Annotated in this window: 22 protein-coding genes and 4 tRNA genes; 17 read left to right on the top strand and 9 right to left on the bottom strand. The window is 73.2% G+C overall.

All coding sequences use genetic code 11. From position 1 onward, the window contains the following. Positions 1 to 79 precede the first annotated feature (79 nt). Positions 80 to 919, top strand: a complete 840-nt coding sequence (locus BJ976_RS05755) for an SOS response-associated peptidase (RefSeq protein WP_135027783.1) — start codon at positions 80 to 82, stop codon at positions 917 to 919. Here the strand turns inward: BJ976_RS05755 and BJ976_RS12185 are convergent, their stop codons facing one another. Together BJ976_RS12185 and BJ976_RS05745 are read right to left on the bottom strand one after the other, a co-directional pair. Next, positions 920 to 1,630, bottom strand: coding sequence for a PKD domain-containing protein (locus BJ976_RS12185; protein WP_229667062.1), 711 nt, complete (start codon positions 1,628 to 1,630; stop codon positions 920 to 922). A 266-nt stretch (positions 1,631 to 1,896) separates the two neighbouring features. Continuing rightward, on the bottom strand, positions 1,897 to 2,646 hold the full coding sequence (locus BJ976_RS05745) for a DUF6318 family protein (protein ID WP_135027780.1): 750 nt from the start codon (positions 2,644 to 2,646) through the stop codon (positions 1,897 to 1,899). 333 nt (positions 2,647 to 2,979) lie between these two features. Here BJ976_RS05745 and BJ976_RS05740 point away from each other — a divergent pair, with 333 nt between their 5' ends. The 7 genes from BJ976_RS05740 (at position 2,980) to BJ976_RS05710 (ending at position 14,106) form a co-directional block, all read left to right on the top strand. After that, on the top strand, positions 2,980 to 4,236 hold the full coding sequence (locus BJ976_RS05740) for a metallophosphoesterase family protein (RefSeq protein WP_135027777.1): 1,257 nt from the start codon (positions 2,980 to 2,982) through the stop codon (positions 4,234 to 4,236). 309 nt (positions 4,237 to 4,545) lie between these two features. Then, positions 4,546 to 4,878 carry a DUF6504 family protein gene (locus tag BJ976_RS05735; protein ID WP_135027773.1) on the top strand — a complete coding sequence of 111 codons (333 nt, stop codon included), beginning with the start codon at positions 4,546 to 4,548 and terminating at the stop codon, positions 4,876 to 4,878. Then, positions 4,875 to 8,558: a DNA polymerase III subunit alpha gene (locus tag BJ976_RS05730; protein WP_135027770.1), complete on the top strand. Its 3,684-nt coding sequence runs from the start codon at positions 4,875 to 4,877 to the stop codon at positions 8,556 to 8,558. Before BJ976_RS05735 ends, BJ976_RS05730 begins: the two co-directional genes overlap by 4 nt. 70 nt (positions 8,559 to 8,628) lie before the next feature. Further along, complete coding sequence (gene thrS, locus BJ976_RS05725; protein WP_135027767.1) at positions 8,629 to 10,647, top strand: threonine--tRNA ligase; 2,019 nt, start codon at positions 8,629 to 8,631, stop codon at positions 10,645 to 10,647. After that, positions 10,644 to 11,354, top strand: a complete 711-nt coding sequence (locus BJ976_RS05720; protein WP_376698711.1) for an HIT family protein — start codon at positions 10,644 to 10,646, stop codon at positions 11,352 to 11,354. The genes thrS and BJ976_RS05720 overlap by 4 nt, the downstream gene beginning before the upstream one ends. After that, the gene (gene pgsA, locus BJ976_RS05715; protein WP_135027764.1) at positions 11,354 to 11,965 is read left to right on the top strand and encodes a phosphatidylinositol phosphate synthase; all 612 of its coding nucleotides are present in this window, start codon (positions 11,354 to 11,356) and stop codon (positions 11,963 to 11,965) included. The genes BJ976_RS05720 and pgsA overlap by 1 nt, the downstream gene beginning before the upstream one ends. A gap of 20 nt (positions 11,966 to 11,985) precedes the next feature. Next, entirely contained in the window at positions 11,986 to 14,106 is a 2,121-nt protein-coding gene (locus tag BJ976_RS05710; RefSeq protein ID WP_135027762.1) for an acyltransferase family protein, read from the top strand. 39 nt (positions 14,107 to 14,145) lie between these two features. Here the strand turns inward: BJ976_RS05710 and BJ976_RS05705 are convergent, their stop codons facing one another. Continuing rightward, a complete protein-coding gene (locus BJ976_RS05705; RefSeq protein ID WP_184231833.1) occupies positions 14,146 to 14,655 on the bottom strand; it encodes an aminoacyl-tRNA deacylase in 510 nt (169 codons plus the stop codon). Positions 14,656 to 14,660: 5 nt separating this feature from the next. Further along, entirely contained in the window at positions 14,661 to 15,119 is a 459-nt protein-coding gene (locus BJ976_RS05700) for a SufE family protein (protein ID WP_135027760.1), read from the bottom strand. Between the two features lie 209 nt (positions 15,120 to 15,328). Between BJ976_RS05700 and BJ976_RS05695 the strand changes: the two genes are divergently transcribed. Further along, complete coding sequence (locus BJ976_RS05695; protein WP_135027758.1) at positions 15,329 to 16,546, top strand: SLC5/6 family protein; 1,218 nt, start codon at positions 15,329 to 15,331, stop codon at positions 16,544 to 16,546. A gap of 91 nt (positions 16,547 to 16,637) precedes the next feature. Here the strand turns inward: BJ976_RS05695 and BJ976_RS05690 are convergent, their stop codons facing one another. Beyond that, positions 16,638 to 17,531 carry a sulfurtransferase gene (locus BJ976_RS05690; protein WP_135027757.1) on the bottom strand — a complete coding sequence of 298 codons (894 nt, stop codon included), beginning with the start codon at positions 17,529 to 17,531 and terminating at the stop codon, positions 16,638 to 16,640. Positions 17,532 to 17,662: 131 nt separating this feature from the next. Here BJ976_RS05690 and zapE point away from each other — a divergent pair, with 131 nt between their 5' ends. Beyond that, positions 17,663 to 18,733, top strand: coding sequence for a cell division protein ZapE (gene zapE, locus BJ976_RS05685; RefSeq protein ID WP_135027755.1), 1,071 nt, complete (start codon positions 17,663 to 17,665; stop codon positions 18,731 to 18,733). A gap of 140 nt (positions 18,734 to 18,873) precedes the next feature. Here the strand turns inward: zapE and BJ976_RS05680 are convergent. The 4 genes from BJ976_RS05680 to BJ976_RS05665 all read right to left on the bottom strand — a co-directional run bounded on the left by BJ976_RS05680 (position 18,874) and on the right by BJ976_RS05665 (position 19,271). Beyond that, positions 18,874 to 18,950 (bottom strand) — tRNA-Gly (locus tag BJ976_RS05680). 27 nt (positions 18,951 to 18,977) lie between these two features. Next, positions 18,978 to 19,049: transfer RNA gene (locus tag BJ976_RS05675), tRNA-Val, on the bottom strand. 59 nt (positions 19,050 to 19,108) lie between these two features. After that, positions 19,109 to 19,179, bottom strand: a tRNA-Cys gene (locus BJ976_RS05670). A gap of 18 nt (positions 19,180 to 19,197) precedes the next feature. Continuing rightward, positions 19,198 to 19,271 (bottom strand) — tRNA-Gly (locus BJ976_RS05665). Between the two features lie 156 nt (positions 19,272 to 19,427). Between BJ976_RS05665 and BJ976_RS05660 the strand changes: the two genes are divergently transcribed. The 7 genes from BJ976_RS05660 (at position 19,428) to BJ976_RS05630 (ending at position 26,304) form a co-directional block, all read left to right on the top strand. After that, positions 19,428 to 20,345, top strand: coding sequence for a cytochrome (locus BJ976_RS05660; RefSeq protein ID WP_135027754.1), 918 nt, complete (start codon positions 19,428 to 19,430; stop codon positions 20,343 to 20,345). A 56-nt stretch (positions 20,346 to 20,401) separates the two neighbouring features. Beyond that, a complete protein-coding gene (locus tag BJ976_RS05655) occupies positions 20,402 to 21,472 on the top strand; it encodes a methionyl-tRNA formyltransferase (RefSeq protein WP_135028486.1) in 1,071 nt (356 codons plus the stop codon). Further along, entirely contained in the window at positions 21,469 to 23,079 is a 1,611-nt protein-coding gene (locus BJ976_RS05650) for an RsmB/NOP family class I SAM-dependent RNA methyltransferase (RefSeq protein ID WP_135027751.1), read from the top strand. The genes BJ976_RS05655 and BJ976_RS05650 overlap by 4 nt, the downstream gene beginning before the upstream one ends. Positions 23,080 to 23,126: 47 nt before the next feature. Further along, a complete protein-coding gene (gene rpe / locus BJ976_RS05645; protein WP_135027748.1) occupies positions 23,127 to 23,792 on the top strand; it encodes a ribulose-phosphate 3-epimerase in 666 nt (221 codons plus the stop codon). Positions 23,793 to 23,855: 63 nt separating this feature from the next. Next, positions 23,856 to 24,248, top strand: a complete 393-nt coding sequence (locus BJ976_RS05640; protein WP_135027744.1) for a hypothetical protein — start codon at positions 23,856 to 23,858, stop codon at positions 24,246 to 24,248. Positions 24,249 to 24,330: 82 nt separating this feature from the next. Then, positions 24,331 to 24,789, top strand: a complete 459-nt coding sequence (locus tag BJ976_RS05635) for a hypothetical protein (protein WP_135027741.1) — start codon at positions 24,331 to 24,333, stop codon at positions 24,787 to 24,789. Between the two features lie 453 nt (positions 24,790 to 25,242). Continuing rightward, positions 25,243 to 26,304 (top strand): hypothetical protein, encoded by a 1,062-nt coding sequence (locus BJ976_RS05630; protein ID WP_229667057.1) that lies wholly within the window; start codon positions 25,243 to 25,245, stop codon positions 26,302 to 26,304. The last annotated feature ends 14 nt before the right edge of the window (positions 26,305 to 26,318 follow it).

The raw sequence follows: 26,318 nt of genomic DNA, 5'->3' as shown, positions 1-26,318 counted from the left end.
CACGCGCCCGGGGCGGGGCAGCGCGCGGGAGGCGGTGCCGGCGTCGTGAGCCTGGCCACGGGTCCCTAGACTCGGGCGCATGTGTGGACGGTATGTGATGGCCCGCGCGGCCGGTGACCTCGTGGCGCTCGGCGGCGGGGAGCTGCCGGACGGGGGACTGGAGTTGCGCCCGAACTGGAACGTGGCGCCCACCGCGGACGTGCCGATCCTCGTGGAGCGTGTGCTGGATGGCGCCGGGGCCGGCGGCGGTGGGGCCGTGCGTCGGGAGCTGCATGTGGCCCGGTGGGGCCTGGTGCCCCCGTGGGCGAAGGAGCTGGCGGTGGGCTCGCGGGCCTTCAACGCGCGGTCGGAGACGGTGACGTCCAAGCCGACGTTCCGTTCGGCCGTGCGGGCGCGCCGGTGCGCCGTGCCGGTGCAGGGGTACTACGAGTGGAAGGCGCCGGAGCCGGGGTCGAAGGGTCCGGACGGGAAGGCGGCCCAGAAGCAGCCGTACTACGTGCACCCGGCCGGTGCCGGCGACGGCGAGGGTCCGGTGATCTGGTTCGCGGGCCTCTACGAGTGGTGGAAGGACCCGGAGGCGGACGCGCGCGGGCAGGACCCGTGGGTGCTGTCCGCCTCCATCCTCACCATGGACTCCCCGTCCGACGACGACGCCGACCCCGTGCTGGCCCAGCTCGGCGACCTACACGACCGCCTGCCGGTGCCCCTGTCCCCGGAGGCCATGGACGCCTGGCTGGAGCCGGTGAAGCTCGGCTCCGCCGAGGAGGCCGAGGCCCGGGTGGCCGAGGTCACCGGCCAGGCGTTCGACATCGCCCGCGGCTGGGCCCTGCGCCCGGTGGGTCGCGCGGTGGGCAGTGTGCGGAACAACGGCCCGGAACTCATCGAGGAGCTGGGGGAGCAGCAGGGCACACTGCTCTGATCAGGGGTTCTCGACGGGTCCTGTGCAGCCCCAGGCTCCGGGGTCGGCGGCGCAGTCCTCGGCGACGTTGCGGGTGGACGTGGTCCAGATGTCCGCGGTCTCGGGGGCGGCGGTGCGGGTGATCTGCCCGTCGATCCGCTGCCAGTCCCCGCCCGCGTACCGGACCTCGCCCACGTAGACGGTGGTGAGGGTCACCGGGTAGGCGCCGGTCTCCTCGTAGACGTGGCTGGTGGCGGTGGGGACGTCGAAGCCGGGCTGGGCACTGCCGGGCACCGACGTGACGTGCGGGGCGGAGCCGTCCCCGTAGTCCCAGATGTACTGGATGGGAGTGAGCCGCAGGTCCACCTCCTCGCCGTTCATGGTGGTGCGCAGGGTCCGGACCTCGCCCTCGGTGTAGAAGTTCGTCTCGGCGTTGCGGACGCCGCGGCCCTCGTCGTCGGAGAGGATCCGCGGCTCCGGAGCGAACAGCTCGGCGACGTCGTCGATGCTGACCGCCGGCCGGGCGTCCACCCCGTCCGCGGCCGGGTCCGGTCCGGCACCCGACTGCGTGCACTGACGCATGCCGTAGGTGGGCGGTTCGCCGGGGGCGGCCGTGTCCGTGGTTTCGGGGACCACCCACGTGCTGTCCTCACCGGGGCAGAAGGCATCCTCCTGCCCCAAGCAGCCGTCGATGCCGGGCTCACCGGCGAGGCTCTCGAGGCAGCCGCTCACGAGGGTGGTGCGTTTCGTGGTGGGTGGGGGTGTGGCAGAAGTCTGGTCGCCACTCTGCACCTCTCCCCCCGCCAGTTTTCTGGCCCTTTGGAGAGCCTCTTCGGTGGCGTCTCCTGAGCAGCCAACTTCCACAGCAATGGACTGACCATTTACGGAGGCGTTCCTGTTTCTCTCTGCGCAGCGAGTGGTCGAGCTGTCTTGTGCCAATGCGGGCCCTGTCATTAAAAGTGGCGATACGAGCACCAGCGCGAGAATGCGAGACGGTCTCACTCGTCTGCCCCCTCGTAGGTAGCTTCTTCGACCAGCCACCGAGATTTAGCGTCGTCGAACCGAGTAATTGCCCGCCAGGGCTGCTTGGATTCCCGCGGCACTTCCGTGTCGGCTACAACAGCGCCATCCTCTGAATATGCGCGTCCTGCCTCTATTGTCATCAGCATTGTCGAGGAGCTGGCGTATTCCAGATCCTGAGTAATGATCGAGTCGATGGAGGGTGCTGTGCCAGTGTGCCATCCGCCTGAAGTGTAAATTTGGTCGATCGTGTCGATGTAGGAAGAGCAGATTTTGCACTCCGTGGTTGACACCGCCTTGAGCGGCTCCGGGTCGTTCGTCTGCTGCAGGTAGTACACGGCGTCCCACCAGTACTCGACTGCGGCCTCCGCTCCCTCCGGGGTGTCCTCCTTCACGGCCTCGGGCATCACGGGCTTCGGCACGTTCCGCGCCGGTCCCTTCTCAGAGGCGGGGACGTACGCACCGTCGTCGGTGGGGGACCCGCTCGTCGAGCCGCCCGCGGTGGCGCTCGCGGACGAGGACTCCGACTCCGAGGCGGGGGCCGCCGCCGTCGTCGTGGTGGCCGGACCGGGCGTCACGGACGCGGACGGCTCGCTCGGGGAGGCGTCCGGATCGGGGGAGTCGGCGCCGCAGGCGGCGAGGGCCAGCAGGAGCGCCGCCCCGAAGGTGCTCGTCCGTGTGAGTCGGTGGCGGCGCAGGGTGCGCCGAGGCGTGGGCAGGGTCGTCATGGTCCCCTCCTGAGAAGACGTCCGGTTCCGCGGGCACCTCCGACGCCGGTCCCGCGGCGCCACCGCCGAGGGCGGTCGAGTGGTGCTCGTCACGCAGTCTAGGCAGTCCCGGCGCGTCCAGCCCAAACTTTCCACAGGACGGAGCGCCCCTTCCGGCGGCCCTTCCGCGGGCTCGGGGCGGCACCGGCGCGGCAGCGCGCCGAGCCCACGTCGGGCCGTTCCCACGGTGTTCGCCGGCCCCTCTCCCCGGTGTCACGCCCGGGCCACCGGGGGTTCCTAGCGTCGGCGTCGGCGCCGCGATCCGCGCGTCGCCGAACTCCAGGAGGGACCGCCATGACCGAGAAGACCTTCGCCCCGCACCCCGAGCCGACCCCCGACGCCACCTCGGGCGTCGGTCGCCGCGGCCTGCTCACCGCCGGCGCGCTGGCGGCGGCCGGCACCCTCGCCGCCGCCCCCGCGCACGCCCGTCCCTCCCATGCGGGCGGTCCCCGTCGCGGCCACTCCGCGAGCGCGGCCATGCCGCTCGCCTTCGGCCCGTCCCGCCGCATGAGGATCGTGCAGTTCAACGACACCCAGGGTGGCGCCGACTCGGACCGCCGCACCCTCGAGTTCATGGGCAAGGTCCTGGACCGGGAGCGGCCCGACTTCGCCCTCATCAACGGCGACGTGATCGACGGCTCGCCGAAGACTGACCTCGAGGTCAAGCAGGCGTACAACAACTTCGTTTCCCCCATGGAGTCGCGCGGCGTCAAGTGGGCCATCACCTTCGGCAACCATGACGAGGACTCGGTGGAGGGGCACGGCACCACCATGACGGAGTCCCGCATCCTCGACTTCGTGCGCCAGTACAAGCACAACCTCAACCCGGCGCCGGTCCCGGGCGTCCCCGGTCACAGCAACGCGCAGATCCTGGTGCGCGGCTCCCGCGGCGCCGCCCCGGCGTTCGCGATCTGGCTGCTGGACTCCGGCCGGTACGCCACCGAGGCGGACACCCATGGCCAGTCCACGGGCGGCTTCAAGTCCTACGACTGGATCCGCCCCCAGCAGGTCCGCTGGTACGAGGAGACGTCCGAGGCCACCGCGTCCCGGTTCGGCAAGCAGAACCCCGGCCTCATGTTCTTCCACATCCCCACGCACGAGCACGCCCAGCTGTGGCATGCCGCGCAGAGCGTCGAGGAGGCCTCGGACCACGCCTCGGCCGTGGCCCGCTTCGGGATCGAGGGCGTGAAGCACGAGGACGTGTACATGGGCCTCGTGAACTCCGGCATCTACGCCTCCGTGAAGGAGCGCGGCGAGGTCAAGGGCATCTACTGCGGCCATGACCACATCAACACCTACAAGGGGAACTTCTTCGGCATCGAGCTCGGCTACGCCCCCGGCACCGGGTTCGACACGTACGGCCTCAACGACGGCACGTGGGACCAGCACACCCTCCGCGGCGCGCGCGTGTTCGAGCTCGACGAGCGCAACACGGCCGTCTACGCCGGCGGCACCCGCGTGGTGTGGGCGCGCGACCTCGGGATCGACATGGACTCGGCCGGCCAGCCCCTCGCCGAGCCCGTGCCGTTCCCGGCCTACGTGAAGGCCTGAGCCCCGGTCCCGCCGCCCACGACGACGGCGCCCGCCGGCCGCCCGCCGTCCTCCGTCCGCCCCCGCGCCCGCTCGGCGCGGGGGCGGGCCCGCTCCCGGCCTTAACGTGTCCGCCCCGCTTCATACGTTGAGAGCATCGCATTCGAACATGTGTTCGAGTATGATGGGTGTGCGGCATCCGAGGACCTCGAGCCCTCCTGCTTCCCCGCATTCTTCCCCCGCCCGGATCTTCCCGCCGGGTGGCCGCACCCCGAGGCCTGCCGGCAGTCCGCCGGCGGGCTCCGACCGTGAGCCATCCAGGGAGAGAGCATGGGGACCTTCACGCAGTCCGTCGCCGTGGAGTGCGCGCAGGACGGGGCACCCGCCCGCCTGCGCTGGGAGGGCCGGGAGTACGTCCTGGCCGAGCGACCGCTGCGCTGGTTCGAGCGCCGGCGCTGGTGGGCCGAGGAGGTCCGCGCCGAGAAGGGCCGCGGACCCGGTCTCGTGGACCACGAGATCTGGCGGCTCCAGGTGAGCCTGGCCCGGGCCGCGCACGCCCCCGTGCGGACCCTGGACCTCGCCCATCACCTCGACTCGGGACGCTGGCGGCTCGTGCGCGTGCACGAGCCCGCCGCGGCGGGGACCCTGCGGCGCACGGCATGAGCGCCTTCCCGCACCTGCACGTGGTCTCCGCCTTCAGCGCCCACTACGGAGTGAGCTGGCCCGCGGACCTCGCCGCCGCCGCCGCGGCCGCGGGCATGGACCTGCTCGCCTGCACGGACCGGGACGGCCTCTACGGCACCGCCAAGCACGTGGCCGCGTGCCTGCGCCACGGGATCACCCCGATCGTGGGCGTGGACCTCGCCGTGCGCTGGGCCGAGGACGAGCCCGCCGGGCGGGTGGTGGTCCTGGCCCGGGGCGGCCGGCAGGGCACCGGGTACCGCGCCCTGTGCCGCGTGGTGTCCGCCGCCCATGCCCGCACCACCGGGGGATCCGCCAGCGGCGAGCCGTGGGCATCGGTGGCCGAGCTCGCCGCCGCGGCGACCGGGCCCGTGCCCCACGCGGCCGACCCCTCCCGCCCCGCCACGCCCGAGCTGGCCGTGCTCCTGGGCCCCGACTCGGACGTGGGCCGCCACCTGGCCCACCGTCGCACCGCCGCCGGGGCCGCCGCGCTGCGCCGCTGGCGCTCCGCCCTGCCCGCCGGGACGCCGCACGTGGAGGTCGTCAGCCACCTCTCCGCCCCCGGCCAGCGCCTGGACACCGGCCACGCCGTGAAGATGCTGCGCGCCGCCCGCGCCGCCCGCGTCCCCGCCGTGCTCGCCAATGCGGTCCGCTACGCCGCCCCGGACGGCGCCGCCACCGCGGACGTCCTGGACGCCGTCCGCGCCCTGTCCTCCCTGGACGCCGTCCACGACCTCCAGCCCAACGGCCAGGGCTGGCTGAAGCCCACCGAGGCCATGCACCGGATCGCCCGGGAGGTGGCCGATGCCGCGGACGAGCGCCCCGGACCGCTCCTGGCCGCCACCCGCGCCCTCGCCGAGGCCTGCGCCGTCGACCCCGAGGCCGACCTCGGGTGGGGCGTGCCGCGCGTGCCCGAGGCCGCCGTCGTCGGCATCGAGGGGGACCCGGACGCGGTGCTGCGCCGCCGCACCCTCGAGGGCCTCGCCGCCCGCTACCCCGCGCTGCACACCGGGGCCGGCCGGTTCGGGACCAGCCGCGCCGCCCGGGACCTCGAGGACCGCGCCGAGCACGAGCTCGGCATCATCACCCGCCTGGGCTTCGCCGGGTACTTCCTCACCGTCGCCGCCGTCGTGGACCTCATCGAGGGCATGGGTGTGCGCGTGGCCGCCCGCGGCTCCGGCGCATCCTCCCTCGTCAACCACGCCCTGCGGATCTCCCACGTGGACCCCATGGCCAACGGCCTGATCATGGAGCGCTTCCTCTCGGACGACCGCTCCACCCTCCCGGACATCGACATCGACGTGGAGTCCGCCCGCCGGCACGAGATCTACCACGCCGTCGTCGCCCGCTTCGGGCCCGAGCGCACCACCCTGATGAGCATGCAGAACGCCTACCGCGCCCGCGGCGCCGTCCGCGACGCCGGCCTGGCCCTCGGCATGGACGAGCACGAGGTGGACGGGATCGCCAAGCAGCTCTGGCGCTTCTCCGCCTCCGACTTCCGCGGCGCCCTCACCCGCATGCCCGAGCTCTCCGACCTCGCCGGGCGCATCGACTCGGGCCGCCGCGAGGGGCGCCACCAGCTCGACCTGCTCGTCGACCTCACCGAGCGACTGGACCGCCTGCCCCGCCACATCTCCATGCACCCCTGCGGCGTCATCCTCTCCGACGCGCACCTGCTGGACCGCACCCCCGTCCAGCCCTCCGGCATGGGCCTGCCCATGAGCCAGTTCGACAAGCACGACATGGACCCGATGGGCTTCCTCAAGCTCGACATCCTCGGCGTGCGCATGCAGTCCGCGATCGCCTACACCCTCCAGGAGGTGGAGCGCACCACGGGGGAGCGGATCGACCTCGAGCAGGTCCCCCTGGACGACCGCGCCACCTACGAGATGATCCGCACCACCCACACCCTCGGCTGCTTCCAGATCGAGTCGCCCGGCCAGCGCGAGCTGATCGGCAAGCTCGAGCCGCGGGAGTTCAACGACCTCACCGTGGACATCTCCCTCTTCCGCCCCGGCCCCATGCAGTCCGACATGGTCCGGCCCTTCCTCGAGCACCGCCACGGGTGGGCCCCCGCCCACTATCCCCACCCCGACCTCGAGCCCGTCCTCGCCGAGACCCACGGCGTCACCGTCTTCCACGAGCAGGTCCTGCGCACCATGGACGTGATGACCGGCTGCGGCCTCGCCCGCGCCGACGAGCTGCGCCGCCTCATCGGCGGCCCCGAGGAGCGGCGGGTCGAGGCGTTCTTCCGCTCCGCCGCCCTCGAGAAGGGCTACGGCCTCGACGTGATCGACGAGGTCTGGGCCACCCTCCACGCCTTCGGCTCCTTCGGCTTCTGCAAGGCCCACGGGGCCGCCTTCGCCGTGCCCACCTACCACTCCGCGTGGCTCAAGACGCACCACCCCGCCGCCTTCATGGCCGCGATCCTCGAGCACGACCCCGGCATGTACCCCGCCCGCCTCATGGTCGCCGAGGCCCGCCGCATGGGCATCCCCGTCCTGCCCGTGGACGTCAACCGCTCCACCCGCCACGTCCGCGTCGAGCGCATCCCCTCCCATCCCGAGGTGGACGGGCGCCCCACAGGACGGAGCGTCCCCGACGCCGCCCCCTCCGACGCCGACCGCTGGGGCATCCGCCTGCCCCTCACCGCCCTCTCCGGGCTCAGCGACGCCGAGATCGACCGTCTCGACGCCGGACGGCCCTACGCGAGCCTCGCCGACGTCCGGGACCGGGCCCGCCCCACCGCCCGCAGCCTCGAACGCCTCGCCCAGCTCGGGGCCCTCGACTGCCTCCTGCCCCCCGGCGGCGCCTCCCGCACCGACCTCGTCCACCACCTCGAGCTGCAGCACTCCGCCACGCGCAGCGACGCCCCCGGCCGCGCCGCGCGGCGCTCGCGGCCATCCCGGCCGCGCCAGGTGGACGGGCAGCTCGCCCTGGACCTGCCGGACACCGAGCTGACGGCCCTGGCCCCGCTGTTCCCCGAACCGTCCCGGGACGCGGCGGTGCGCACCGAGCTGGACCTCACCGCCCTGGACGTGACCGCCCACCTCATGGACTCCCACGCCCCCTACCTGGACGCCCTCGGCGTCACGCGGGCGAAGGACCTGCTGTCCCGGCGCACCCAGTCCCGCGTGCTCGTGGCCGGGGTGCGGGTGGCCACCCAGACCCCGCCCATGCGCTCGGGCAAGCGCGTGGTGTTCCTCTCGGTGGACGACGGCACCGGCTGCGTGGACGCCTCCTTCTTCACCGAGGCCCAGCACGCCTCGGGGGAGATGCTCTTCTCCGCGCGGCTGCTGCTGATCGAGGGCACCGTCCGCCGCACCGGCGCCCGGGCGGTGTCCGTGCAGGCGGTCCGCGCGTGGGATCTGCACCGCCCCGAGACGCTCCCGGACCCGGACTACCTGGACGCCACCCGTGACCGCTGGCGTGCCTGGCTCGCCGCGGACCGCCGCTCCGCCGCCCTGCGCCGCCGCGGCGTCGAGGTCCCGGGCGCCGTGCCGGACATCCCGCACCACGGCACCGGGGGGTGGCCGGTGAAGGTGCGTCCCGACGTCGCGGTGCCCATGGCCGCCCGGGTGGCGGCCCGGCCGGGACCCGCCCCCGCGCCCGCACCGCAGGGAGCGGCCGCCCCGGCCTCCCGCCTGGTCCCGCCCGCCTAGAATGGACCGCGGCTGGCGGTGGCCCCCGTACGCCACCCGCCCGGAAGCCTGACCCGATTGAGGAGCACTCGTGAGCGAGCCGAACAACATCCTGCTGACCGTCGACGGACAGATGCGGGAGGTGACCCACGGCATCACCGGCACCGAGCTCTTCGCGGACCAGCCCACCACGGTGGTGATGCGCGTGGACGGGCGGCTCTGGGACCTCTCCCGCGAGCTGCACGGCGGCGAGTCCGTGGAGTCGGTGGACCTCACCGAGCCGGACGGCCTGGACGTGCTGCGCCACTCCACCGCCCACGTCATGGCCCAGGCGGTGCAGCAGCTGCGTCCGGACGCCAAGCTCGGCATCGGCCCGTTCATCATGGACGGCTTCTACTTCGACTTCGACGTGGCCGAGCCCTTCACCCCGGAGGACCTCAAGCAGCTGGAGAAGATGATGCAGCGCATCGTCAAGTCCGGCCAGACCTTCCGCCGCCGCGTGGTCACCGAGGACGAGGCCCGCGCCGAGATGGCGGACGAGCCGTACAAGCTCGAGCTGCTCGGCAAGAAGGACGACGCCGAGAACGCCGGCGAGGGCGCCTCCGTGGAGGTCGGCGCCGGCGAGATCACGATCTACGACAACGTGGAGCGCAAGTCCGGCGACGCCGTGTGGTGCGACCTCTGCCGCGGCCCCCACCTGCCCAGCACCAAGCTGATCGGCAACGGCTTCGCCCTGACCCGCTCCGCCGCCGCGTACTGGCTCGGCAACGAGAAGAACAAGCAGCTGCAGCGCATCTACGGCACCGCGTGGGCCTCCAAGGAGGACCTCAAGGCCTACCAGGAGCGCCTGGCCGAGGCCGAGCGTCGCGACCACCGCAAGCTCGGCGCCGAGCTGGACCTGTTCTCCTTCCCGGACGAGCTCGGCTCGGGCCTGCCCGTCTTCCATCCCCGCGGCGGCGTGATCCGCAAGCAGATGGAGGACTACTCGCGGACCCGCCACGAGCAGGCCGGGTACGAGTTCGTGTACACCCCGCACATCACCAAGCAGCACCTCTACGAGGTCTCCGGGCACCTCGACTGGTACGCCGACGGCATGTTCCCGCCCATGCAGATCGACGAGCAGCGCGACCCGGAGACCGGGCAGATCACCAAGCAGGGGCAGAACTACTACCTCAAGCCCATGAACTGCCCCATGCACAATCTGGTGTTCCGCTCCCGCGGGCGCTCCTACCGCGAGCTGCCGCTGCGGCTGTTCGAGTTCGGGCAGGTGTACCGGTACGAGAAGTCCGGGGTGGTCCACGGCCTCACCCGCGTGCGCGGCATGACCCAGGACGACGCCCACATCTACTGCACCCGCGAGCAGATGCAGGAGGAGCTCACCACCACGCTGACCTTCGTCCTCGACCTGCTCAAGGACTACGGCCTGGACGACTTCTACCTGGAGCTCTCCACCAAGGACCCGGAGAAGTCCGTCGGCTCGGACGAGATCTGGGAGGAGGCCACGCGCACCCTCGCCGAGGTCGCCGAGGCCTCCGGCCTGCAGCTGGTCCCGGACCCGGGGGGCGCCGCCTTCTACGGCCCGAAGATCTCCGTGCAGGCCCGCGACGCGATCGGCCGCACGTGGCAGATGTCCACCATCCAGCTGGACTTCAACCTGCCCGAGCGCTTCGACCTCGAGTACCAGGCCGCCGACGGCACCCGTCAGCGTCCCGTGATGATCCACCGCGCCCTGTTCGGCTCGATCGAGCGCTTCCTCGGCGTCCTGACCGAGCACTACGCGGGCGCCTTCCCGGCGTGGCTCGCGCCCGAGCAGGTCGTGGCCATCCCGGTGGCCGAGGCGTTCAACGACTACCTGGGCGACGTCGTCGCGCGCCTGCGCGCCGAGGGGATCCGGGCGCGCCTGGACGACTCCTCGGACCGCTTCCCGAAGAAGATCCGCTCCGCGTCCAAGGAGAAGGTGCCGTTCGTGCTGATCGCCGGCGGCGAGGACGCCGAGGCCGGCGCGGTCTCCTTCCGCTTCCGGGACGGCACGCAGGACAACGGCGTCCCGGTGGACGAGGCCGTGGCCCGCATCGTGAAGGCGGTGCGGGACCGCGAGGTGACCCCGTGACCGGCCCCGACGACGACGGCGCCCACGCCGGCGGTCCCGCCGGGTCCCCGTACGGGGACCCGGCGGGGGATGCCGCGACCACGGACGCCTTCGCCCTGCCCGGCGTGCCGGACCCGTTCGAGCGGCTCTGGAACCCGCACCGCATGGCCTACATCCAGGCCGGCCCGGACCAGGTCACGGACGAACACACGTGCCCGTTCTGCGCGGCCCCGGCCCGCGACGACGAGTCCTCCCTGATCGTCCACCGGGGCGCCACGTGCTTCGTGATCCTCAACCTGTACCCGTACAACCCGGGCCACCTCCTGGTGTGCCCGTACCGCCACATCCCCATGTACACCGACGCCACCGCCGAGGAGACGCGGGAGATGGCGGACCTGGCGCAGACCGCGATGCTCGCCTTCGAGGCCGCCACCCGCCCCAAGGGCTACAACCTGGGCATGAACCAGGGCGTGGCCGGGGGTGCGGGGATCGCCGCGCACCTGCACCAGCACGTGGTGCCGCGCTGGACGGGGGACGGGAACTTCCTGCCGATCATCGCCCACACCAAGAACATGTCCCAGACACTCGGGCAGACCCGCGAGATCCTCGCGCGGGTCTGGCCGCAGGCCGCCGCCGAGCACGCCGCCCGGCGCGAGCGCAACACGCAGGCCGCCTCGTCCGCGCCCACCGGCACGGACGCCCCCCGCACCCCGGGGGCGTCCGCCTGATGCTGGACCGCCACGCCCGCGGGGCCACCACCCGCCTGTTCACCCCGGTGGCCCGCGCCCTGCTGCGTGCGGGGGTGAGCCCGGACGCGGTGACCGTGGCGGGCACGGTGGGCGTGAGCGCCGCGGCGCTGATCCTCTACCCGATGGACCAGCTCTTCTGGGGCACGATCGTGATCACGCTGTTCGTCTTCTCGGACCTCGTGGACGGGATCATGGCCCGCGAGGCCGGCACCACCGGGCCCTGGGGTTCCTTCCTGGACTCCACCCTGGACCGGGTGCAGGACGCATCCATCTTCCTGGCCCTGTGCTGGTGGGGCTTCGGCGCCGGGCAGGCGGCCCCTGTGGGGGTGCTGGCCGGGGTGTGCCTGGCCCTGGGGATGCTCGTGTCCTACGTCCGGGCCAAGGCGGAGTCCCTGGGCCTGACCGCGTCCGGCGGCGTGGCCGAGCGCGCCGAGCGGCTCGTGCTGACCCTGGTCTTCGCCGGGCTGACCGGTCTGGGTCTGCCGACCGTCGTGCTCACCGCCGTCCTGGCCCTGCTCGCCGCCGCCTCCCTGATCACCGTCCTGCAGCGGGTGGCGGCCGTGCGCCGCCAGACCCGTCCCGCCCCCTGAGCCGACCCACCAGGAGACCCATGGCCCCGCCCACCGCACCCCGTCCGCTGACCCCCGGGCTCGGCCTGCACCGCTTCCGCGGGGACATTCAGGGCCTGCGCGCCGTGGCGGTCCTGGCGGTCCTGGTCTTCCACGCCGGCGTCACCGCCGTGCCGGGCGGATTCGTGGGGGTGGACGTCTTCTTCGTCATCTCCGGCTTCCTGATCACCGGGCTGCTGCTCAAGGAGGTGGACCGGACCGGCCGGGTGGCCCTGACCGAGTTCTACGCCCGCCGGGCCCGCCGCATCCTGCCCGCGGCGCTCGTGGTCCTGGTGCTCACGCTCGCCGCCGGGATGCTCGTGATGCCCGCGGGAGAGTGGGCGCGCCTGGGCGCCACCGCCGTCGCCTCCGCCCTGAGCGTGGTCAACTGGCTCTTCGCCGCGGAGAGCACCGACTACTTCGCGCAGGAGGAGGCTGCCAGCCCCTACCAGCACTACTGGTCGCTGGCCGTGGAGGAGCAGTTCTACCTCTTCTGGCCCCTGCTCGTGGTCCTGGTCACCGTCGGTGCGGGCGCCCTGATCCGACGCGGCCGCCGGTCCGACGCCGCCGCGTCCGGCCCCGTCCGACGGCGTCCCAGCGCGCCCGTGGCCGCGCGGCGCGTCCTCCTGACGGCCGGCGTGCTGGGGCTGGCGTCCTTCGTCCACTCCGCCGTCCACTCCTCCACCGACCCGGGGGCGGCCTACTTCGTCACCACGACGCGCGTGTGGGAGCTGGCCCTCGGCGCCGCCCTGGCCGCGGCCCTCGTGGTCCTGCCGGTGATCCCCGCCGCCGTCCGCGCCGGGCTCGGCTGGGTCGGACTGGCGATGATCGCCGTGGCGCTGGTCGCGATCTCCGGTGAGGCCGCCTACCCGGGCGTCGTGGCCGCCGTCCCCGTGGCGGGATCGGCGTTGGTCATCCTCGCCGGCGCCCACGAGGACGGCTCCACCGCCTGGCATCCGGCCCGCCTGCTGGCCACCCGGCCGATGCAGTGGATCGGCGACCTGTCCTACTCCCTGTACCTCGTGCATTGGCCGGTGCTGACCCTCGCCGCGTGGCGCTTCCCCGACGCCCGCCTGCCCCTGTGGCTGGGGCTGACGCTCGCACTGGCCTCCGTGGGGCTGGCCTGGCTGCTGCGTCGCGCCGTCGAGCTGCCGGCCCTGCACGGGCCCGTCCTGGCCGGGCGACGCCGGGCCCTCACCCGCGGCGGCGTGGGCATGGCCGCCTCCGCCGCCCTCGGGGCCCTCGTCCTCACCGCCGGCGTCGCCGCCGTCCCGCAGCGGCCGGGCACGGACGTCCAGGTCGCCGGCGCCCAGGCACCGGCTTCCGGAGAGGACCCCATGGCCGCGCTCGCGGGCGGCGGCCGCATGGTCCCCGCCCCGGCCGTCGCCGACGATGACCGCTCCCCGGCCCACCTGGAGGGCTGCCAGCTGGGCTACACGGACGTCGAGCCGCAGGCGTGCGAGTTCGGCGACCCGGACGCCGAGACGGTGATCCTCCTGCTGGGCGACTCCCACGCCAGCCAGTGGACCGCGCCCCTGGAGGTCCTCGCGGAGGAGCGCGACTGGCGCGTGGTCTCCCACACGAAGGCCTCCTGCGGGGTGTCCACGGCTGTGACCGAGCACGACGGCGAGGAGTACACCGCCTGCGGCGAGTGGAACGAGCGCCTCCCCGGGGTCGCCGAGCGGCTGCGGCCGGACCTCGTCCTCGTCACGGCCGCCTCCCACGACACGCTCTCCGGGCCCTCCTACGAGGAGGGCATGGCCGAGGCCTGGCGTCGTCTCGCCCCGCATGCCGGCCGTCTCGCGGTCGTCCAGGACTCCCCGTGGGCAGGGCTCAACGTCCCGCGGTGCCTCGAGCAGAACCCGGACGACCCGGCCGCGTGCGCCTACGACCGGGCGGAGGCGATCGCCGACTCCGGGGCGCCCGAGCTCACCGCGGCCGCCGGCCGGGACCCCGAGTGGGATGTGATCGACCTGACCCACCTGATCTGCCCCGGCGAGGGCGAGTGCGCGCCCGTGGTGGGGGAGGCGGTCGTGTTCTTCGACTCCAACCACCTGACCGCCACGTTCGCCCGCACGCTGGCCCCGCAGCTGGGCGAGGAGATCGCGGCCCTGCTGCGCTGACGACGCCCCGTCGGCCCGGCCGCCGGACCCCTGCGCGGCTCAGGCGGCGACGACGTCGGCCACCACGGCCTGGGTGAGCCGCACCAGGTCCTCCGGGTCCAGCTCGAGGTCCAGGCCCCGCTGGCCGGCGGAGACGTACATGCGTCCGCCCGCGAGCGCGGAGGCGTCCACCACCACCCGGTGGCGGCGCCGCTGGCCCAGCGGGGAGATGCCCCCGCGCACGTAGCCGGTGCGCCGCTCGGCGACGGCGAGCTCGGCCAGCGCCACCCGCTTCACCCCGAGGGCGGCCGCCGCGGCCCGCAGGTCCAGCCGGCCGCTCACGGGAATGCAGCACGCGGCGAGGTCGCCGTCGGGCAGGGCCACCATGAGCGTCTTGAAGGTGCGCTCGGGCGGCACGCCGAGGGCCTCGGCGGCCTGAACGCCGAGGCCGGGCCCTGCGGCGTCGGCTCCGGCGTCGAAGGAGAGCACCCGATGCGCCACGCCCGCGTCCAGGAGGACCTGGACCGCGGGCGTGGGGGCGCCGGAGGGGGCGGGGGAGCGTCGGGCCACGGGCCTCAGGCGATCCCGGCCTGCTCGCGCACGTTGCGCTTGATGCGGCCGAGCATCGCGGACATCCCGCGCAGGCGCAACGGGGTCAGCGCCTTCTGCAGGCCCAGGCGGGAGGGGATGTCCTCGGGGACGTCGAGGATCTGCCGCGCGGTGAGGCCGTCGAGGCCCTGGGAGAGCACGGAGGCGAAGCCGCGCGTGGTGGGGGCCTCGGGTGGGGCGGTGATGAACAGGCGGACCGGGGCGTCGTCGCCGGTGGCGCCGTCCTCGAGCTCGACGGCCAGGAAGAGCGGGGACTGGCACTCCACCACCTGCTCCATCTCCTCCTCGTGCCCGTCGTAGCGGGACGGCAGGGCGGGCAGCTCGTCGGCGAACTCGAGCAGCAGCTCGAGCTTCTGCGGGTCGGGCACCCCGGCGAAGTCGTCGATGATCTCGGCCAGGTTCGCGGGCACGGCGGTGTCGGTCATGGTGCCCCAGTCTAGGGCCCGGCGCCGCGCCGGGTCCGGGCCGTGTCCGGGGTCACCGGCGAATGCTCCTACCACTGGCGCGCATGCCTCCCTCCGGTTCCCCTTCGGCGACGAACGCCCATGTCAGAGGCCAGTCCGACACCGCCGGCGCCCCCGCCGGAACCAGCCCCGCCGATCCTCGCCCGGACCGGGCGTTCGAGCGCCACTGGATGGTCTCCCTGGTCGGCACCGCCGTCGGCGCCGGCGTGCTGTTCCTGCCCATCAACGCGGGCATGGGCGGGATCTGGCCGCTCGCCCTGGCCACGCTGCTGATCGCGCCGATGACGTACTTCTCGCATCGGGCCCTGTCCCGCTTCGTGTGCGCCTCCCCGAACGCCGGCGACGACATCACGGCCGTGGCCCGCGCGTCCTTCGGCCGCGGCCCGGGGATGGCGATCACGGTCCTGTACTTCCTGGCCATCTACCCGATCGTCCTGATCTACGGCGTGTCCATCACCAACACCGTGGACTCGCTGCTGGTCCACCAGCTGGGCATGGCCTCCCCGCCGCGGGCGCTCCTGTCCTTCGTCCTGATCGCCCTCATAATGGCCGTGATGGTGGCCGGCCAGCGCATCATGCTCGCCGTCACCGGCTGGCTGGTCTACCCGCTGATCCTGATCCTGTTCGGCACCAGCCTGTACCTCATCCCCTCGTGGGACCTGGGCGCGCTGACGGCAGGCCCCGCCCCGGGGGTGGGCGAGGTGCTCATGTCCCTGTGGCTCGTGATCCCTGTGCTGGTGTTCGCCTTCAACCACTCCCCGGCGATCTCCCAGTTCTCGCTCGCCCTGCAGCGCCGGTACGGTCCGGCCGCCGCCACGCGCGCCTCCGCCGTCCTGGCCCGCACCACGGGCCTGCTGGTGGTGTTCACCATGTTCTTCGTGTGGTCCTGCGTGCTGGCCCTGGGCCCGGACGGGATGGCGGCCGCCAAGGAGGCGAACCTGCCGGTGCTGTCCCACCTGGCCAACGTCCACGACGCGCCCCTGATCTCCGCGCTGGGGCCCATCGTGGCGATCCTGGCGATCGTGTCCTCGTTCTTCGGCCACTACCTGGGCACCGCGGAGGGCGCGGCCGGCATCGTCCGCTCCACCGTGGACCCGGACGGCACCCGCATCAGCGACCGGGTCCTGCGTCTGGGCACCGCCGCGTTCATCTTCGTGACCACGTGGCTGGTGGCCATCGCGAACCCGGGCGTGCTGGGGCTCATCGAGACCGTCGCCGGCCCCGTGATCGCGATCATCCTGTACCTCATGCCCATGTACGCGATCCGCCGTCTCCCGGCGCTGGCCCCGTACCGCGGCGCCCTGTCGAACGTGTTCGTCACCATCGCCGGCCTCGTGGCCGTCAGCGGCATCGTCTACGGCGTCGTCCGCACCGTGACCGGGGCCTGACCCCGCCCTCCCGCCAGAACGACGGCGCCTCTCACCTCCACGGAGGTGAGAGGCGCCGTCGTCGGTCCGGGTGCGGGGGAGCGGGCCGGTCTCAGCGCGCGGGGGCCTCGCCGGGCTGCTCGCCCTGGACGATGGGCACGCGCACGGCGTTGCCCCACTCGGTCCAGGAGCCGTCGTAGTTGCGCACGTCCCGGTAGCCGAGCAGGTGCTTGAGCACGAACCAGGTGTGGGAGGAGCGCTCGCCGATGCGGCAGTAGGCGATCACCGCGTCGGTCTCGCCGAGGCCGGCCTCGTCGCGGTAGATCGCCTCGAGCTCCGCGCGGGTCTTGAAGGTGCCGTCCTCGTTGGCGGCCCTGGCCCACGGCACGGACGCGGCGGTGGGGATGTGGCCGCCGCGGAGGGTGCCCTCCTGGGGGTAGCCGTCCATGTGGGTGGTCTCGCCCGTGTACTCCTTGGGGGACCGCACGTCGATCAGCGGGGTGGTGCCCAGGGCGGCGAGGACGTCCTCGCGGGCGGCACGGTCGGTGGCGTCGTCGCGCTCGCGCACGGGGTAGTCGCCGCGGGTCACCTCGGGGACCTCACGGGTGGTCTCGCGCCCCTCGGCGAGCCACTTGTCCCGACCGCCGTCCATCAGGCGGACGTCCTCGTGGCCGTACAGGGTGAACACCCACAGGGCGTAGGCGGCCCACCAGTTGGACTTGTCGCCGTAGAACACCACGGTGGTGTCGGGGGAGATGCCCTTGGACGCCGCCAGCTCGGCGAAGGCCTCCGGACCCACGAAGTCGCGGGTGGCCTCGTCGTTGAGCTCGGTGTGCCAGTCGATCTTCACGGCGCCGGGGATGTGGCCGGTGGAGTACAGCAGGGTGTCCTCGTTGGACTCGAGGACCACCACGTCGTCGTCGTCGACGTGCTCGGCCACCCAGTCGGTGGTCACGAGCCTCTCGGGGTGGGCGTACTGGGAGAACTTCTCGGCGGTGTCGGTCATGGCGCCCAGATTACGCCACACCGGTGGGACGTATTGGGTCAGGGTGGCCTCACTCCGGACACGGGGGGTCATGTCCGCACGCCCGGTAGCATGACGCAGGTCCCCGCCGTCGATCCCAGGATGGAGCCGTCGTGCCCCAGATCGTCCACCTCGCCGAGCGCTCCCCGCAGGTCTCCGCGGACCAGCTGCTCGAGGCCTTCCAGCCCTCCTACCGGTTCGGGGAGGTCTCCTTCGACTCCTACATCCCGGACCCGGCCCATCCCTCGCAGGCTGAGGCCGTGGAGCGGCTGCGTCGGTTCGCGGCGTCCCTCGGCGGCCCGGCCGCCGGGTCCGGCGGCGGCGGTCTCTTCGGCGGCCTGTTCGGCGGCGGGCGCAAGCGGGCCGTGGCGGAGCCGGCGGGCATCTACCTCGACGGCGGCTTCGGCGTCGGCAAGACCCACCTGCTGGCCTCCACGTGGCACGCCGCCCCCGGGCCCAAGGCGTTCGGCACGTTCGTGGAGTACACGAACCTCGTGGGCGCCCTCTCCTTCCGCAAGGCCGTGGACGTGCTCAAGGGATACACCCTGGTGTGCATCGACGAGTTCGAGCTGGACGACCCGGGGGACACCGTCCTGATGTCCCGCCTCATGCGAGAGCTGGCCGACGCCGGCGTGCGCCTGGTGGCCACCTCCAACACCCTGCCGGGCTCCTTGGGCGAGGGCCGGTTCGCCGCCCAGGACTTCCAGCGGGAGATCCAGGTCCTCGCCGAGCAGTTCGAGGTCATCCGGGTGGACGGCGAGGACTACCGCCACCGCGGCCTCGCGGCGGCCCCGGCCCCGCTCGCGGACGACCAGGTCGTCCCGACGGCGGAGGCGAACTTCCCGCACGCCGGAGTGCTGTCCGTGGACGACTTCTCCGAGCTCACCGCGATGCTCTCCCGCGTGCACCCGTCCCGCTACCGGGAGCTGGTCAAGGACGTGGACGTCGCCGCCTTCCACGACGTGCGCACCATCACCGAGCAGGCCACCGCGCTGCGCTTCGTGGTGTTCGCGGACCGCCTGTACGACAAGGACGTCCCCGTGGTGGCCTCCGGCGTGCCGTTCGACGAGCTGTTCACCCAGGAGATGATGCACGGCGGGTACATGAAGAAGTACTTCCGCACCGTCTCCCGCATGACCGCGCTCGTGCGCGAGGGGCAGACGGGCGAGTCCGAGGCCAAGTGAGCCCCGGAGTCCGCTGAGCCGGAGCTCCGCACGGCCTCCGTCGACGGCGGCGACGCACCCGGGGAGGGCGCGTCGCCGCCGTCGGGCGGAGCGCAGGCCGGACGTAAGAAGGGCCCCTCCGTCAGGAGGGGCCCTTCTCGTGGAGCGGATGACGAGATTCGAACTCGCGACCTCCACCTTGGCAAGGTGGCGCTCTAGCCAACTGAGCTACATCCGCGTGATGCGATCCTCACGGATCCATCCGTGCGCGATACTGGGTTCGAACCAGTGACCTCTTCCGTGTCAGGGAAGCGCGCTACCGCTGCGCCAATCGCGCTCGACCTCAGTCCGAGGACTGAAGCAAGCTTGCCGCCACTCCCGAAGGAACGGCCTGCGAGGTCGGGACGGGATTCGAACCCGCGTATACGGCTTTGCAGGCCGCTGCCTCGCCTCTCGGCCACCCGACCAGGGATGGGGGACTTGCGAGCGGATGACGAGATTCGAACTCGCGACCTCCACCTTGGCAAGGTGGCGCTCTAGCCAACTGAGCTACATCCGCAGGATGGGCTTCGCAGCACCGGCCACAGGACCGTTCTCCGCGATTTCCAACGAGAAAGAACTCTAGACCATGCGCGCACCGGGTGCCAAATCGGCCGGCCCGTCGCGCGTCGGGACGGCCCGGACGGGCTCCCGGGGTTTGCCAGAATGGTGCCCCATGACCCAGCCACGCCTCGCCCACCAGACCCCGCAGGGCCGCATGTACGCGCGCTCGGTGTCCGGGCTGCCCGAGGTCCCCTCCATCACCACGGTGATCGGCATGGAGCGCACGGACCTGGACGGCTGGGTGGGCTGGATGGCCGCGAACGCCGTCGCCCAGGATCCGCGCCTGGCGGAGTCGGTGGGCTCGCCGGCACGGCTGAGGCAGGTGGCCCGCCAGTGCGCGGACGCCGCCGCCCGCTACCGGGACGCCGCGGCCGAGCGCGGGGACCGCGTCCACGACTACGCCGAGCAGGTCGCCCTGCGCGCCCTCGGGCGGCCGCACACCATGGCGGATGCCCGCGCACGACTGATCGAGCACGGCGAGGGCGCCTACGCGGACCGGTTCGACGAGTGGTGGGACCTCTACGACGTCCAGCCCGTGGCCGCCGAGATCACCGTGTGGAACCACACCGTGGGCTACGCCGGCACCCTGGACCTGGTCGCGCGGATCGGCGGTCGCCTGTGCCTGATCGACTACAAGACCAAGGGCACGGGCCGGGACGGGCGGGTGAAGGCGCTGGACCCGAAGGTGGTCATGCAGCTCACGGCCGGGCTCAAGGCGGAGGAGTCCCTCGTGGACGCCGAGGCCGGCACGTGGGAGCCCTGGGCCCATGGGGACGCGCAGATGCTCCTCGGCGTCGCGCTGGGGGAGACGGAGGTGGCCGTCCACCAGGCCAATCCGAACGCGCTGCCCCGCCACTGGCACAAGTTCTGGGCGCTCCGCCAGGTCTGGACCCATGCCCAGGCTGTGGACGACGCCGGCCCCGCCCTGCGTGTGATCGGCCCGCCCCCGGTGTCATCGCCGGGGACCGCCGGCGGCCTCGAGGCCGCCCGGGCCGCCGCCTTCGGCGGCGCCGATAGGCTTCAGCCGTGACCGATCCGCACCCTGACGCCACCCCCGATCCCGAGCCGCGCGCCGACGCCCGCCCCCTGCGCGTGCTCTTCACCGGCACTCCCGAGACCGCCGTGCCCGTGCTGCGCGCGCTGCTGGGCTCGGAGCACGAGGTCGTGGGCGTGCTCACCCGCCCCGACGCCCCCGTGGGTCGCAAGCGGGTGCTCACCCCGTCCCCGGTGGCCCGCGCTGCCGAGGAGGCCGGCGTGCCCGTCCTCAAGGCCGACCGCCTGCGGGGCGAGGCCGGCGCCCCCGTCCTGGACCAGGTCCGTGCGCTCGCCCCGGACGTGGCCGTCGTCGTCGCCTACGGGGCGATCGTGCCCGCGGACGCGCTGGGCATCCCGGAGCACGGCTGGCTCAACCTGCACTTCTCCCGGCTGCCCGCCTACCGCGGCGCGGCCCCTGTGCAGCGCGCGGTGATGGACGGCGTGGACTCGGTCGGCGCGGACGTCTTCCGGCTCGAGGAGGGCCTCGACACCGGCCCCGTCTTCGCGCGGATCGAGCGTCCCGTGGGCCCGGAGGAGACCTCCGGCGAGGTCCTCGCCGACCTCGCCGAGCGCGGCGGCCCGCTCGTGCTGCAGGTCCTGGCCGAGCTCGCCGCCGGCACCGCCGTCGCCGTCCCCCAGGAGGGCGAGCCGACGCACGCCGCCAAGCTCACCGCCGCCGACGGCCTCGTGGACCCCGCCCAGGACGTGCGCGCCGTGGCCGCCCGGATCAACGGGGTCACCCCTGAGCCCGGCGCCTGGGGCTGGCTCGTTCTGGCGGACACCGACGACGACGCCACCCCCGTCCGCCTCAAGCTCGCCGGGGTGCTGCCCGTGGCTGAGGGGGACGAGGCATGGCCCGCGGACCTGGCCGAATCCGCGCCCGGGGCCGTGGTCTCCACCGGTGGCTCCGGATGGCTGCGCACCCGCGGCGGCGCGGTCCGCCTCGGCCGCGTGCAGCCGGCGGGCAAGAAGGAGATGGCCGCCGCCGACTGGCTGCGCGGCCTGCCCGCCCCCATGGCCCTGCTCGGCGGGGACGCCCTGCAGGAGCATCAGGAGGCGCAGGCGGAGGCCGCCCGCCGCCGGGCCGCCACCACGGACACCAGGACAGGGGAGCAGGCATGAGCGCGCAGGACGGCACGGCAGGACGTGATCGACGCCGAGGCGGCGGCCGGTCCGGAGGGGCGAGGGGCGGGGGGCCCCACGAGGACCGCCGCGACGCCGCCGGACGCCAGCGCCACCGCGGCCGCTCCGGCGCCGGCCGGCACCGCACCGCGCAGGCCCCCTCCCAGCGCACCCGCCAGGCGGATCCCGCGCGCCTGACCGCCTACCGGGTGGTCCGCGCCGTCCACGCCGAGGACGCCTACGCCAACCTCGTCCTGCCCCGGCGCATCCGCGAGGCCCGCCTGGACCGCCGCGACGCCGGCTTCGCCACCGAGCTCGCCTACGGCACCCTGCGCGGCCTCGGCCTCTACGACGCCGTGCTGGCTCGCTGCGTGGACCGGCCGCTCGACGCGATCGACGCCCCCGTCCTGGACGCCCTGCGCCTCGGCGCCCACCAGCTGCTGCACATGCGCGTGCCCGCCCACGCCGCCCTCGACGCGACCGTCGCGCTCGTGCGCGCCGAGATCGGCGCCGGCCCCTCCGGGTTCGTCAACGCCGTGCTCCGCCGCGTCTCCGAGCGGCCCCTCGAGGACTGGCTCGCCGACGTCGCCCCGGAGGACGGCGGCGACGCCGCCCGCGCGGTCCGCCACTCGCACCCGGCGTGGATCGTGCGCGCCCTGCGCCAGGCCCTGGCCGGACACCCCTCCACGGCCGGCGCCGAGGACCGTGACGCCGAGCTCGAGGCCCTGCTGGCCGCCGACAACGCCGCCCCCGTGGTCAACCTCGTGGGCCTGCCCGTGCCCGGCGGCGCCGAGGCCCTGCAGGCCGCGATCGACGACGGCGCCGAGCCCGGCCCGCTGGCCCCCGGCTCCGCCCTGCACCACGGCGGCGACGCCGGCCGCCTGGCCGGGCTGCGCGAGGGCGTCCTGCGTGTGCAGGACGTCGGCTCCCAGCTCACCGCCCGCGCCCTCGCCGCCGTCGAGACGCGCGCCGGGGACGCCGACGGCCGGTGGCTCGACCTCTGCGCGGGCCCCGGCGGCAAGGCCGCGCTCCTGGCGGCGCTCGCGGCCGAGCGCGGGGCCACCGTCCTGGCCAACGAGGTCGCCCCGCACCGCGCCGAGCTCGTCCGCTCCGCCCTGGCCGGCGTACCGGAGACGGCGTGGCAGGTGCGCACCGGGGACGGCCGGACGATCGCCGACGACGCCCCCGCCGGCGGCTTCGGCCGGATCCTCGTGGACGCCCCGTGCACGGGCCTGGGGGCGCTGCGCCGTCGCCCGGAGTCCCGCTGGCGGCGGACGCCCGCGGATCTTGCGGAACTGACGGGTCTACAGGCGGAGCTGCTGGACGCCGCCGTGGGGGTGCTGGCCCCCGGCGGCGTGCTGGCGTACGTGACGTGCTCCCCGCACGTCGCCGAGACGATCGTCCAGGTCCAGGACCTGGCCCGGCGCCACCCGGAGCTCGAGCAACTCGACGCCGCCGCGGCCCTGCAGGACGTGGCGCTGGCGGACCTCGGCCTCACCGCGCCGGAGGGCACGGACCCGGTCACCGCCTACACCGCGCAGCTGTGGCCGCACCGGCACGGCACGGACGCCATGTTCCTGGCGCTGTTCCGCGCCCCGATCGACTGACCGACCCGTCTGACCGCACCCCACGCCCGACCGTCCGGAGGAGCCCCATGAGCGCCTGCATCCACCCCTCGATCCTCTCGGCGGACTTCGCCCGCCTGGCCGAGGAGCTCGCCCGCATCCCCGGCTCCGACGCCGTCCACGTGGACGTGATGGACGGGCACTTCGTGCCGAACCTCACCCTCGGGCTGCCGGTGGTGCAGGCGATCCGGGCCGCCACGGACCTGCCCCTGGACATCCACCTGATGATCGAGGACGCCGACCGCTGGGCCCCGGACTACGCCGAGGCCGGCGCCGAGTCGGTCACCTTCCACGCCGAGGCCGCCCGTGCGCCCGTCCTGCTGGCCCGCACCCTGCGGTCGGCCGGGGCGAAGGCAGGCATGGCGGTCCGCCCGGCCACCCCGATCGAGCCGTACCTGGACCTGCTGCCCGAGCTGGACATGCTCCTGGTGATGACCGTGGAGCCCGGCTTCGGCGGGCAGTCCTTCCTGGACGTGACCCTGCCCAAGATCCGCCGGGCCCGGCAGGCCCTCGACGGCGCCCCCGCCCCGATCGCCCTCCAGGTCGACGGCGGCGTGAACCGGGAGACGATCCTGCGCGCCGCCGAGGCCGGGGCGGACGTCTTCGTGGCCGGCTCCGCCGTGTTCGGCGCCGACGACCCCGACGCCGCGATCGCCGGGCTGCGCGCCCTGGCGCGCGACGCCGTCGCCGGCTGAGCCGGGATGGCGATGTCCCGTCGGCCTTGGAGCCGCTACCAAGGAGGGGCGGCCTCGACCCGTGTGCTGAAGTCGAAGGGCGGGGCAGGCGGTGGTCAGCCGCTCCACGAGCTGATCACCTCTGAGGTCGACGGCGTCACTGCGGCGTACACCGGGGTCTTCGCCGACACCTTCGGTGAGGAGTGGTGTGACGGCCTCGTCGTGGAGTGGGGGCCGAACCTGCGTGCCGCCATCTACGGCCCCTATGGGGACGCGGTGTTGTTCGAGATCCACTGCGGGGACGCCGTCTACAGCGCGGTGACCTACACCTCTGACAAGGAGGGGGACATGTCACCAGGCGGATTCGTGACGGTCCTGTTCGAGTGCATCGCGCGGCACCGGGGGCTTCTGGAGACGGCGCCTCCTCCGGAGGTCTTCTCAGGGCCCGAGGGCATCGAGTTCGAGCGGATCCGATGAGCGCGGCCGAGGCCGACGGGCGTGGAGGCGGGGCGAGAAGCCATGACATGGCAGATCAGGATCGGCCCTTGGCGAGGACGACGTGACCGTCGTGATCGCTTGTGCCCTGCTCGCCACCTTCGTGCTGCTGAATTGGGTGGTCCTGAAGAGGTCAGCCGGACTGACGGATCTCCTCTGGATCATCGGCGGGTTCTACCTGCTCTCCTTCCTCTACAACGTGACGATGATCGACGAACTCGCGTGGGAGGCGGTCGACGGTGTCTGGCAGGGCGGCTCTGCCTCAGAGATGCTCGGTCGCCCCTCGAAGACGCTGGACTGGTTGCTCTGGTTGAACTGGATGTCCCTCCTCGTGCTGATCACGTCATTCTTCCGAGTGGACCGCGCCGCGGATGCCGCACGGGGTGGCGCGGAACTGCTGACATACGACAAGGACAGGGCGGACGTTGATTCCCGGCACTACCACGAAGTCTTCCTCAGTTATCTCCCGCAGAAGATGGTGTTCTATGGGGTCTCGTATCTCCTGTTTCCCATCTATCACTGACCGCTTCTATCACCGATCGCTCCTGCGCATCGAGTAGGATGCTGAGTCGCGAGAATGACGGCGTCGACGGCGCGAGACGCCAGCACAATGCGGCGTGACGAGGAGGCTGAGATGACCGCGTGGTCGGACTCCGACGGGTACATCCAGGTCCAGAAGTCGGGGTCGTGGGACGGGGTCCCGATCGGGGATCTGACATGGGCGCGGATGCTCGTCTTCGAGGGACCGATCGGTCCACACCCCTCGGATCGGACCTTCCCGCGGACGTGGAGCCTCGAGGGCAGGACCAGCGAGCACCTCCATGAGTGGGCGCGACTGCGGAAACTGAGGTCTTTGACGTTGCGCTACGCGCGGCCGGAGCACATCGGTGGGTTGGCCAGATTCCACATCCGGGATCTCCAGGTGTGGCAGGGAACCGGCCTACCAGCGGCCACAGTCTGGCCCAGACTTCCGACTGTGAAGACTGTATCTTGGGCGCTGCTGCCGATTGTGAGCCTCCATGGCCTGAAGGCCCCCGCCCTGGAGGAAGTGATGGTGGACGGGGTCCGCGAATGCCTGGCCCTGGAGGAGCTCCTGGTCTCGTCTCCCGTCAAAGATCTGCAGGTCTTCGATGTCCGTCAGGTTCCCTTGCCGCAGGCGGTGTGGGACGCGGCCGCGGGGATCGCGCAGGTGAACTGGGGTGGCGAGCCCAAGGCGAACCACTGGCTCATGGAGGCTGCCCTCGGACCGGCCGCTCGTGGGCCGCGCGACGCCCGCGCCCTGCACACGCAGACGACCCGGCCTGCTAAGCGCATCAGGGTGGCCGCCCTGGAGGCGGTCACGGTGACACCGGAGGACGCCACGGCCGACGTGGTCCGCGCTGTCCTGCCTGCCCCGAGCGAGGAGATCGCTGGCCTGCTGCAGCGGATGGGCGTGACGGACCCGGGGGTGTTCTGGGCGGGGCTGTTCTCCGTGCGGTGGCCGTGTCTGCCCGAGGCCGGGGTGCGGATCGCCTGCGAGGACTCCGCCACGGTGGTGCGTGGGCCGCGGGAGGCGGTGGAGGACGCCGTGGCCCTGCTGGCGTGGTGGTGCTCCTCGGCGGAGGTGCTGGCGAGCGTTGTCGACGTGCTGGTCTCGGCCGGCCTGGCCGGGGAGGTCTTCGCCGGGGGCGGACCGGCGGTCGTGCCGGTGTCCCGCCTGGTGACGGGCTCGAGCGTGGCCTCGATCGAGAGGCTGGAGGAGCGCACGTACGTGCTGACCATGCCGATGCAGCCGGTGCCGGCCACTCCAGTGCTCGAGTCCCGGGGCCTGGAGCACGCGGGCCACACCTGGGACCGGATCCTGGAGCTGGGCTTCCCGGCGGAGGTGCGCCGGGTGGAGCTGGATGGGGAGGCCAACGTGTTCATGGCCTACGGGACACGGCCGGCACTGAAGAGGGTCCAGGCCGTCCTGGACCGGCTCACCCAGGACGAGGAGGAGCTCCTCGCATGTCTCGATCGGATCGGCGTGGCCGGGCTCAGCCTCGATCCCGAGCCGTGACATACTCGCTGGCA

The organism is Micrococcus flavus, assembly GCF_014204815.1.
Lineage (GTDB): Bacteria > Actinomycetota > Actinomycetes > Actinomycetales > Micrococcaceae > Micrococcus > Micrococcus flavus.
The sequence above is the reverse complement of the archived record's forward strand: the minus strand, read 5'-3'. Positions and strand labels throughout refer to the sequence as shown.

Excerpts from the sequence above, each read along its gene's own strand:
- BJ976_RS05755 (WP_135027783.1), top strand. The coding sequence starts at position 80 with ATGTGTGGACGGTATGTGATGGCCCGCGCGGCCGGTGACCTCGTGGCG.
- BJ976_RS05745 (WP_135027780.1), bottom strand. The coding sequence starts at position 2,646 with ATGACGACCCTGCCCACGCCTCGGCGCACCCTGCGCCGCCACCGACTC.
- BJ976_RS05740 (WP_135027777.1), top strand. The coding sequence starts at position 2,980 with ATGACCGAGAAGACCTTCGCCCCGCACCCCGAGCCGACCCCCGACGCC.
- BJ976_RS05735 (WP_135027773.1), top strand. The coding sequence starts at position 4,546 with ATGGGGACCTTCACGCAGTCCGTCGCCGTGGAGTGCGCGCAGGACGGG.
- BJ976_RS05730 (WP_135027770.1), top strand. The coding sequence starts at position 4,875 with ATGAGCGCCTTCCCGCACCTGCACGTGGTCTCCGCCTTCAGCGCCCAC.
- pgsA (WP_135027764.1), top strand. The coding sequence starts at position 11,354 with ATGCTGGACCGCCACGCCCGCGGGGCCACCACCCGCCTGTTCACCCCG.
- BJ976_RS05710 (WP_135027762.1), top strand. The coding sequence starts at position 11,986 with ATGGCCCCGCCCACCGCACCCCGTCCGCTGACCCCCGGGCTCGGCCTG.
- BJ976_RS05700 (WP_135027760.1), bottom strand. The coding sequence starts at position 15,119 with ATGACCGACACCGCCGTGCCCGCGAACCTGGCCGAGATCATCGACGAC.
- BJ976_RS05695 (WP_135027758.1), top strand. The coding sequence starts at position 15,329 with ATGGTCTCCCTGGTCGGCACCGCCGTCGGCGCCGGCGTGCTGTTCCTG.
- BJ976_RS05690 (WP_135027757.1), bottom strand. The coding sequence starts at position 17,531 with ATGACCGACACCGCCGAGAAGTTCTCCCAGTACGCCCACCCCGAGAGG.
- BJ976_RS05660 (WP_135027754.1), top strand. The coding sequence starts at position 19,428 with ATGACCCAGCCACGCCTCGCCCACCAGACCCCGCAGGGCCGCATGTAC.
- BJ976_RS05650 (WP_135027751.1), top strand. The coding sequence starts at position 21,469 with ATGAGCGCGCAGGACGGCACGGCAGGACGTGATCGACGCCGAGGCGGC.
- rpe (WP_135027748.1), top strand. The coding sequence starts at position 23,127 with ATGAGCGCCTGCATCCACCCCTCGATCCTCTCGGCGGACTTCGCCCGC.